13 protein-coding genes are annotated in these 7974 nt (G+C 54.9%); 11 read left to right on the forward strand and 2 right to left on the reverse strand.

All coding sequences use genetic code 11. From position 1 onward, the window contains the following. Window positions 1-222: 222 nt before the first annotated feature. From ACH2ED_RS04835 to ACH2ED_RS04880, 10 genes are all read left to right on the forward strand, one after another. On the forward strand, window positions 223-420 hold the full coding sequence (locus ACH2ED_RS04835) for a hypothetical protein (RefSeq protein WP_395089075.1): 198 nt from the start codon (window positions 223-225) through the stop codon (window positions 418-420). Further along, on the forward strand, window positions 413-898 hold the full coding sequence (locus ACH2ED_RS04840) for a hypothetical protein (protein WP_395089076.1): 486 nt from the start codon (window positions 413-415) through the stop codon (window positions 896-898). The genes ACH2ED_RS04835 and ACH2ED_RS04840 overlap by 8 nt, the downstream gene beginning before the upstream one ends. A 233-nt stretch (window positions 899-1131) precedes the next feature. After that, window positions 1132-1419 (forward strand): hypothetical protein, encoded by a 288-nt coding sequence (locus ACH2ED_RS04845; protein ID WP_395089077.1) that lies wholly within the window; start codon window positions 1132-1134, stop codon window positions 1417-1419. Window positions 1420-1460: 41 nt separating this feature from the next. Next, window positions 1461-1919 carry a TlpA disulfide reductase family protein gene (locus tag ACH2ED_RS04850; protein WP_395089087.1) on the forward strand — a complete coding sequence of 153 codons (459 nt, stop codon included), beginning with the start codon at window positions 1461-1463 and terminating at the stop codon, window positions 1917-1919. A gap of 33 nt (window positions 1920-1952) precedes the next feature. Next, window positions 1953-2543, forward strand: coding sequence for a peroxiredoxin (locus ACH2ED_RS04855; protein WP_395089078.1), 591 nt, complete (start codon window positions 1953-1955; stop codon window positions 2541-2543). A gap of 52 nt (window positions 2544-2595) precedes the next feature. Beyond that, window positions 2596-3261 (forward strand): DUF1559 domain-containing protein, encoded by a 666-nt coding sequence (locus ACH2ED_RS04860; RefSeq protein WP_395089079.1) that lies wholly within the window; start codon window positions 2596-2598, stop codon window positions 3259-3261. Window positions 3262-3339: 78 nt separating this feature from the next. Next, the gene (locus ACH2ED_RS04865) at window positions 3340-3990 is read left to right on the forward strand and encodes a lysophospholipid acyltransferase family protein (protein ID WP_395089080.1); all 651 of its coding nucleotides are present in this window, start codon (window positions 3340-3342) and stop codon (window positions 3988-3990) included. 65 nt (window positions 3991-4055) lie between these two features. Further along, a complete protein-coding gene (locus ACH2ED_RS04870; RefSeq protein ID WP_395089081.1) occupies window positions 4056-5054 on the forward strand; it encodes a hypothetical protein in 999 nt (332 codons plus the stop codon). Continuing rightward, a complete protein-coding gene (locus ACH2ED_RS04875; RefSeq protein WP_395089082.1) occupies window positions 5051-5500 on the forward strand; it encodes a hypothetical protein in 450 nt (149 codons plus the stop codon). Before ACH2ED_RS04870 ends, ACH2ED_RS04875 begins: the two co-directional genes overlap by 4 nt. 39 nt (window positions 5501-5539) lie before the next feature. After that, window positions 5540-5977, forward strand: coding sequence for a hypothetical protein (locus ACH2ED_RS04880; protein ID WP_395089083.1), 438 nt, complete (start codon window positions 5540-5542; stop codon window positions 5975-5977). A gap of 3 nt (window positions 5978-5980) precedes the next feature. On the opposite strand, the gene ACH2ED_RS04885 is transcribed toward ACH2ED_RS04880, so the two are convergent. Then, complete coding sequence (locus ACH2ED_RS04885) at window positions 5981-6310, reverse strand: hypothetical protein (RefSeq protein ID WP_395089084.1); 330 nt, start codon at window positions 6308-6310, stop codon at window positions 5981-5983. Window positions 6311-6493: 183 nt separating this feature from the next. Here ACH2ED_RS04885 and ACH2ED_RS04890 point away from each other — a divergent pair, with 183 nt between their 5' ends. Next, on the forward strand, window positions 6494-7189 hold the full coding sequence (locus tag ACH2ED_RS04890) for a hypothetical protein (RefSeq protein ID WP_395089085.1): 696 nt from the start codon (window positions 6494-6496) through the stop codon (window positions 7187-7189). Here the strand turns inward: ACH2ED_RS04890 and ACH2ED_RS04895 are convergent. Continuing rightward, window positions 7186-7878, reverse strand: a complete 693-nt coding sequence (locus ACH2ED_RS04895) for a hypothetical protein (RefSeq protein WP_395089086.1) — start codon at window positions 7876-7878, stop codon at window positions 7186-7188. The genes ACH2ED_RS04890 and ACH2ED_RS04895 overlap by 4 nt on opposite strands. Between the last annotated feature and the right edge of the window lie 96 nt (window positions 7879-7974).

Here is a 7974-nt window from a genome sequence, read left to right on the forward strand (position 1 = left end):
GCCGAAGCCACAGAAGAAGTGGGCATCCTAAGAGATGCCCACGTATCCCAAGCGGTCACGGAGCAAGCTCCGGGGAATGTACCCGTATGCGATTCATAACTTCCTCTCCCCGCCACCTCTCCCCGCGAGAGAAAGCAGGAGGGTGGAAGCATCCCAGAAAGCAAGGCGTACCGTGACTGTACGCTCGCAAGGGTTGTGCGTGTAGTGTGCCTGGGGACTTAAATGGCTATCGAAGATCGCGATGATTATGTAGATATGGTTGCTCAAGCGGTGATAGACCGAATTGAGGGAAGTCAGCGTATAAACAGCCTTGTCGAACAAGTTGTCGCTCGTGTTATCGAGATTCAGAAGAAAGAAGCGGCGCTTAAAGCTCAAAACGAAGCGGTGTCTTCTCCAAAGGATGAGGTAGAAAATGGATAACGTTGAGAATACGGTTGAACTGACTGCGGCAGAGAAGCTCGCACAATTCGAAAAAGAGAAACTTAGTCGTCGGCAAGCCCTGGCAAGATTCGGTTTCCAAGCCGGAGCCGCCGCCGTAGCTGCACTCACCGCGGATGATCTCCTGCGTAAAGTCGGCAAAGAAATGCAACGCCGAGCAGGGGATAATAAAATTGCTCTGCAAGTAGCAAAAGAATTTCAGGAAGCTGGTATCGCTTTTGCAACACCACCAACATGCGAAGATTGTTGTACCAAGTATTGGTCCGATTATCTTGCTTGTACTCAGGCGCTTACAACTTGTCTGGCAAATGCAGGATCAAATACTACTGCTGTCGATGCGTGTATCGCTGCTGACATAGCATGTAGGCGTACAGCATACTCAGTATTCACCGATTGTTATCATTCTCGTTGTCCTGCTGGTTATCAATGTCAAGCTGGACAACCTCAAAATCCAGGATGATTTGATTCAAAGTAGTAAATTGCTGCTGTGTTCAGGATGTTTTAGTATTATAGTCTTCGGCAAAAGCATTGACGAAGCGCTAGAGTGACTCGGTTCCTCAGTGGTGATGGGGAGCATTTTTATGGCCTTGGTGGAGAGCCGTTGAGACTAACTGTCAATGCTTTTGCCGAAGACTATACTTAGTTGGGAAATCTAAAACATGGCAGCACTGTGTTTATGGAAAGTGTTTTGTTATGAACTTGAAGTTTCTGACGTTGATTTTTTTAATGCTGAGTTTGTTAGGATGTAATTCGGAAAAACATAGAGCTAATGGGGAAACTAAAGAAGAATATACCGAAAAAGAGAAATACCTCAAAAAAGAGCATTCATCTAGGCTGAAAAAGGATGAGATACTTAGGGATAGACTAGTGAAATTGAGTATTGAATTACATAAAAAGGGATTGTCTGCATCAGAAGTTAAAGCAAAACTTGATGAAGAAGCGGCTACCATAGAGAAAGAGTTTGCCTCTGCACCCAAATAATGATTGCATTTTCTGATTTGTTAAGAGGATTTTATATTAAAATGTTAATTGGCATAATCAAGGAAATATATGGTTATGTGATCTTAATGTACTTCTGGTCGTCTTCTTGTCCATCTTGTCATGCAAATATGCCGCACTTGCAAAAGATTCGTGATGAGTATGGCCCGAAAGGTTTGCAAATAGTTGCGGTGCATCGGCCAATGGGAGAGTTTGATCTTGACGAGGCCAAAGTGCTGGAAGTGGCAAAAGAGCTTGGCATTACCGAGAAGCTGATCTTTGACAATGACCACTCTATCGGGGATGAGCTGAAGGTAGATGCTTGGCCGACGTACTTTCTGTTTGACAAAGAGGGCAAGGTGCGCCGACACGCCAAAGGGCAGTTTGGGGTTCGCATGATCGAGCAGGCGCTGATTCGGCTCTTTGATGAAGACGAGGCGCAGGTTAAAGAAAAATCCGATGAGGCCGTAACCGAATCCTTTCCGCTGTCCTTTGCGCTCTAGCTTTGCATTGCCCTGTGAGGAGATTAATAGAACATGTCCCACCCCCTCTCGACACTGCCAGAGCGGGCGCAGGTCTCCCAACCCACGCCACCGTTTCAAGCGCCTGCCGCCTTCCCCGGAGAGAGTATTGCTCAGCCTGTCAAGACTCTTAGCCTCGCCGACTACCAAAAGCGCTGGCTCCTCTTTTTCTGGTACCCGCTCGACTTCACCTTTGTCTGTCCCACCGAGCTGCTCGCCCTCTCCGACCGACTCGCCGAGTTCGAGGCGCTGGACTGCGCGGTTCTGGGAGCCTCGACCGATAGTGTCTACAGCCACCGTGCCTGGATGCAGACTCCACGCGAAGCAAATGGGCTGGCAGGGCTGGCCTTCCCTTTGCTGGCAGACAAGACCCTCACCATCGCACGGCGCTATGGAGTGCTTCTGGAAGCACAGGGCCATAGCCTGCGTGGGGCGTTTCTGATTGACCCCGAGGGCATTCTTCAGTTCTCCACACTCTATGCCACCAATATCGGACGGAGTGTAGACGAGCTTCTGCGTACCCTCGCTGCCCTTCAGGCAGGAGGACTCTGTGGCTCGGACTGGAAGCCCGGTCAGCCGACCTTGCAACCCGGAAAAAGCTCATGAGAAAATCTTCGGAAGCCGTAACCAAATCGCTTCCGGTAACGTATTTGTAGCTATGAACACACGCCGTCCCTTTACGCTCATCGAGCTTCTTGTCGTGATCGCGATTATCGCGATTCTGGCCGCGATTCTCTTTCCGGTCTTCGCGACAGCACGGGGCAATGCGCGTAAGATGGCGTGTCTGTCCAATCTGAGGCAGATCGGGATGGCGAACCTGATGTACTCCCAGGACTACGACGACTATCCCGTGTGGGGCGGCGATCCTCCGGACCTCAACGCCAATGCCTGGGGGGGAAATACCGATGTGGCGAGCATGCGGCCCCAGTACGAAGTTCTGATGCCCTACATGAAAAGCCGCGACATCTGGCGCTGTCCTGCCGATGGGGGCTTTGACAACTGCGGGCCGTTTGAGGGGACGTATCTACCGTCGCGCCCGAGCAGCTACCAGAAGTGGGGATCGAGCTACATCACGCGCACCGAGATTATTTTACTGAAGCGTCCGATCTCTAGCCTGGAAGCGACGGATTTTAACACGAGCCAGAGCGTCGGGCCTGCGGGAATCGGGCTGTTTTTCGATGCGGTGGGGTACTGGCACGGGAGCAAGGGGCTTTTCTCGGGTAGTCGCGAGGCGTATCGTAACAACGTCTCTTTCTTAGACGGGCACGCCAAGAGCCTGGTCAATGCGGACTACCTCAAGCTCTGGAGCCTGAGCTTTCGGTAAAGTCCCATCAAAAATAGGCCTGTTATTGTGACCTCTGGCCCCTTGTCAGATGGCAAGACTCCGCCTAAAATCTAGCGTATGGGATACTTTCTTCTGCGGACAATCTGTATCGCGATTGTGCGCCTTCTCCTGGCGTTGCACGGTGGGAGCCGGGTGGAGGGGAGCGCTCACGTGCCACGTACCGGCGGGGTACTGCTCTGTCCCAACCATATCAGCGACTTTGATCCCCCCGCCGTAGGAGCGCTTGTACCCCGCATCGTGTGGTTCATGGCAAAGTCCGAGCTCTTCTCGATGCGCTTTCTCTCCTGGCTGCTTCCCCGTGTCCGCGCCTTTCCCATTAGGCGGGACTCCGCAGACAGAACAGCGCTCTCCAAGGCGGAGGAGCTGCTCAAGGCGGGTGAGGCCGTGATTATCTTCCCCGAGGGTGGTGGCAACGCGGAAGGGACTCTCCAGCCGCTCCATCCGGGGGCACTGCTTATCGCACTGCGGGCGAAAGTGCCGGTCGTGCCCGTGGCGCTGATCAATACCAATAAAGTGCTCCCGTACGGTGCGATAAAGCTCCAGCGATCCCCTAAGCCCGTCACCGTGATCTTTGGTGAGCCACTAGACTTCTCGGATCTCTACGGCAAGAAAGGCGCGGTCGAAGAAGCCACCCGCCGCCTCACCGAGCGCCTCGCCCAGATGCTCAATCAGCCCATCCCTGAAGGCAAGCCCCAAAAGCACGACTGACTTTTTAGGGAGGCGTGCAACTTTTCCGGGTAAACTGGTTCTTATCTAACATGAGGTTTTACAAGATGACAAATACAATGCGTTTTGGAGTTTTAGGGCTTGCCACAGTGGGGTTGGCAGGCTGTATGCAGCCGCGTCCCGTGACCATGGCACCGCCGGTCGCTCCTCCGCCTCCCGCAATGACTGCGCCGGGTTCCGGGGAAGCCTACAACTACAAGGATGTACCGTCGGGCCAGCAAGTACCCATCACCCGCGCCGTCTTTGATCAGGGGGGCTACCAGCTCTACGCTGCCTCGGGCGAGACTATTATCGTCCCGTTTGAAAACCAGAACATGTATGTCATGAAGTTCGGCAGAACCAGTGGCGACATGTATTTTGTGAACGATGCCAACATCCCAACACTCTATGTTCGTGCGGGAGAGGGCCTACAAAACGCGGCGGCGCAGGGAGCGATCTGGTATCCCTTCCCACAAAACTATGCCTACACTCGCCCTATGTATGTTGGTATTGCACCGTCGTGGTCCGCGTACACAGGAATGGGATGGTATCCGGGGATGCACTACTACGGCGGCTACTCCAGCTACAATCCCTGGGTCTCCGGTGCCGTCTTTGGTGCGATGGCGGGGATGATGATCAATGTGGGGGGGCGGCCTTACTACGGCTGGAACAGCTACTCCAACTACTACCGCTCTAATCCCGTGAACCGTGTGCTCGTCACGAGCAACCGTAATAGCTTTAACTACTCCTCCGTGGGCCGTCGGAGTGCCTCCACAGGCTCCTTTAGTCGCTCCTCGGGCGGCTCGGGCTCGTTTGGGCGGACATCGGGCACTCGAACCAGTGGCGGGGGCGTGAGTGCTTCGCGCCCGAGCTTCGGCAGTGGCTCAAAAAGTACGGGCAGTTTTGGCAGTGGCAGCTCTAGCGCTTCCCGCCCTAGTTTTGGCTCAGGGAGCTCCAGTAGCCGTCCTAGCTTTGGTTCTGGCAGCTCGGGCTTCTCCAGTAGCCGCCCCTCGGGTGGCAGCTCTTTTGGCGGCGGACGCAGCTTTGGTGGAGGTCGCCGCCGTTGAGAAACGAGATTATCTTTAGTACGGGTGGCGATTGGGACACAACGAGCCTGATGAGTAACGGCTATGCCATCGAGGCGGCCCAGCTCTACATCGAGCTGCGTGCCGGACGCGATGACTGGGGAGATGAGGTGCAGGGGGGAATCTGGGAAGGGGCGGATCTGACTGCGATGATCCGGCCCGCCGAAGACCCACTGGCTCCTTTTGATATCTTCCCCGGACGAATCTCATTGGAGTTTCCCGGCTACACGATCGTCCTGGAGAACCAGCACCCGATGGGGGACATGCGTCACTTGCGAGTCTGGCTGAATGGCGAGGACATCACCGACCGTGTGGTGGATGTTGTTGTGGATATCAATGCCGTGGATAGCTTTGTTCAGGCCTATGTGACTGTCTATAAATCGCGTTTTCTGTTGCGCGATGAAGTGATTACGCACACGATTATATAACCGCCCCAATTCATGGGAGCGAGAAGAAGGAAACACGACATGTCAAACCGACCTGCTGCCGCCCAAGTCGCGGGGCTGGATACGAGTCTTACCTGGATCGCCTATGAGTCGGATAGTGCGGATGGGCTCCATGTTCTGCATAACGGGCAGTCTGTTCTCACGGGCTCTATTGAGAGTATCTCCGTGGACATTGATAGTGAAAAAGGGATGGTCACGGCAATTCTCGTGCGTAGAGAAGGCGGCAATATCAACCTATTCCCGGGCTCCGTCGAGATTATCGCCAAAGGAAAACGCATCTCACTCTCCGCAGTGGAGGCCAATAACCTAGACGGCCTCTACTTAGGTTTGGGGGTGCGCGAGGACGGCACCAGTGATCAGGTGCAGGGAGTCAAGAGTCTGCGCATTGTGCTGACGCCAGGGCTTGCGAGCGCCAAGCTAGCCTGGAGTGACGCCGCAGCAGACGAAGTGATCTTCTAGGTTTTAGGTTTCCTGCCCGCAAAGCTCTTCCAAGCAAAGCTTAGCGGCATCACGAATGCGCTGACTTGATGAGGACACAGCCAGTTTTCGGGCAATGGGGATGGCCATAAGGTCGGCAGTGCTGCTTAAAATAAGCAGCGCCGCGACCGTCAGTTCTACCGTTGGCTCCTGGTTCTCCGCGCAGTGGCGTAGGTAGGCACGCTGGGGACCACTGAGGCACAGGGCACGGGAAGTGTCCAGTCGAGGAAGGAGCCGCGCTAGCGCTTCATGGCAGGCAGTGGCTTCTTTTCCCTGCCAGCGTGCAAAGTCCAGCGTGCCAACTGTGCCTGGCACGGCGCCACTTCGTCCCGAACGAGGGTGAGCTGCTCTTCCGGCGCACGTGAGGTTCGTGTGAGAGCGGGGGCTTCTTTGTAACGAATCATCCTAAGCTCTGTACGCGCAGGGAGTGACTTTGCGGGACGGCATTGACAACCGGTTTAGGCTAGGTTACGATACAGACGTAAGGGGTAATTTACAATGAGTCTTTATCGTTTTGGTACAGCATTAGCAGTGGGTGCATTGGTGAGCACGACGGCGTTTGCTCAGCCACCGGGTGGTGGTTTTGGCTTCGGGCGTGGCAATCAGCCACTCACCGTGGCGACGGTGCCTGCGGATGCGCTGGGAAAAGAGCTGCAGCTCTCGGAAGAAGTCCAGAAGAAAGTGGCTGCAATCCAGAAGGGCGTCCAGGACAAGATGCAGGCCGCTATGCAGGAGCTTCGTGACAGTGGTGGCTTCAATCAAGAAGCGATGCAGGAGCTACAAAAGACAAACCTGGCAAACGGAAAAAAAGCGGAGATGGAGATTCTTGCTCTGCTGACCGATGATCAGAAAAAAGCGCTTCCTGAGATGCTCAAGACGCTGCAATTGCTCCAGACACTGGGAATCCCCGTTCAGCTTAATGGTGATCTGAAGCTGACGGCGGAGCAGACCAAAGCACTGGCAGAGCGGGCAGCAGTGGTTCAAAAAGAGCGCGCTGCGGTTACCAAGCAGATTCAGGAGGCAATGGCCAGCCAGGATATGGACCGTGTTCGTGAACTCTCTCAAGGGATGCGTGGCACGGGGGGCGCAGATGCCAAGGCGCTGGCTATTCTGACACCCGAGCAAAAAGCCATGGTTGAGAAGTACATCAAAGACCATCCACGACCTCAGGGCCGTCGTGGCGGTGGTAACTAAACTGTAAAAGGCCAGGAAGTGGTCAGTGCGTGGAGATACTCACTGGCCGCTTCTCGGATTCGCTCTGAGGGATGGTGTGCTGCCAGATCCTCAGCGTGTGTGCGTAGCTGCGAGTCTTGCAGTGTGGCAAGGACCAGAAAGGCACATGCGATAAAGCTGGCATCAGCGGTGCGGAAGATTGCACGGCGTAGGAAAGCGCGCTGGGATTCGTCGAGCTGCATGAGCTCCGAGGGAGTGCGGCAGGCAAGCAGGTGTGTTAGGGTTACAAAGAGCGCTTCCTGGATCTCAAAGACAAGTCGGTTTGCTCGGCTGACATTGGGATCGGTGTGGCTGCGGCTCTCCCGAAGCCGGGGGAGTGTCTCCAGAGTTCGCCCAAGCTCAAACAGTTCTGAGAGTAGCTCCTTGGGAACTTTACTAAGCTCCGCCTGAACCTGAGCACCGTTGCGTACCCACTCCGGCGTGACTTTCGTCCTCGTTGCCGCAAAGTTCAGAGCGGCAGCCAGGAAGAAGAGCAGAACAATCACGAACACTGGCCAGAAAATCGTGGCGGTCAGCAGGAGCAGGAGCAGGAGAACCCTCCAGGGCAGGGAGTGATAACGGCGCCGGTGGCCTTCCTGTTTGGTGACACGGATGTAGTGACGCAGATGCTCTCGGAGCGGCTCCACTGCTGCCGTCTGTTGCTGCTTCATCAAAAAGGCGCGTGGAAACCCCGGCCTTCAGGCCGGGTGAGGAAACGTGATGCCATCCGTCCCTTGGGACGGATGGCCGGACAGGTATCCGATCGG

Origin of the sequence: Armatimonas sp., from assembly GCF_043757465.1 — a bacterium.
Taxonomy (GTDB): Bacteria; Armatimonadota; Armatimonadia; order Armatimonadales; family Armatimonadaceae; genus Armatimonas.

What these genes read in the sequence shown, in the direction of transcription:
- ACH2ED_RS04850 (WP_395089087.1), top strand. Translation starts at nt 1,461, where the DNA reads ATGTTAATTGGCATAATCAAGGAAATATATGGTTATGTGATCTTAATG.
- ACH2ED_RS04865 (WP_395089080.1), top strand. Translation starts at nt 3,340, where the DNA reads ATGGGATACTTTCTTCTGCGGACAATCTGTATCGCGATTGTGCGCCTT.
- ACH2ED_RS04895 (WP_395089086.1), bottom strand. Translation starts at nt 7,878, where the DNA reads ATGAAGCAGCAACAGACGGCAGCAGTGGAGCCGCTCCGAGAGCATCTG.
- ACH2ED_RS04835 (WP_395089075.1), top strand. Translation starts at nt 223, where the DNA reads ATGGCTATCGAAGATCGCGATGATTATGTAGATATGGTTGCTCAAGCG.
- ACH2ED_RS04845 (WP_395089077.1), top strand. Translation starts at nt 1,132, where the DNA reads ATGAACTTGAAGTTTCTGACGTTGATTTTTTTAATGCTGAGTTTGTTA.
- ACH2ED_RS04880 (WP_395089083.1), top strand. Translation starts at nt 5,540, where the DNA reads ATGTCAAACCGACCTGCTGCCGCCCAAGTCGCGGGGCTGGATACGAGT.
- ACH2ED_RS04860 (WP_395089079.1), top strand. Translation starts at nt 2,596, where the DNA reads ATGAACACACGCCGTCCCTTTACGCTCATCGAGCTTCTTGTCGTGATC.
- ACH2ED_RS04855 (WP_395089078.1), top strand. Translation starts at nt 1,953, where the DNA reads ATGTCCCACCCCCTCTCGACACTGCCAGAGCGGGCGCAGGTCTCCCAA.
- ACH2ED_RS04890 (WP_395089085.1), top strand. Translation starts at nt 6,494, where the DNA reads ATGAGTCTTTATCGTTTTGGTACAGCATTAGCAGTGGGTGCATTGGTG.
- ACH2ED_RS04870 (WP_395089081.1), top strand. Translation starts at nt 4,056, where the DNA reads ATGACAAATACAATGCGTTTTGGAGTTTTAGGGCTTGCCACAGTGGGG.
- ACH2ED_RS04840 (WP_395089076.1), top strand. Translation starts at nt 413, where the DNA reads ATGGATAACGTTGAGAATACGGTTGAACTGACTGCGGCAGAGAAGCTC.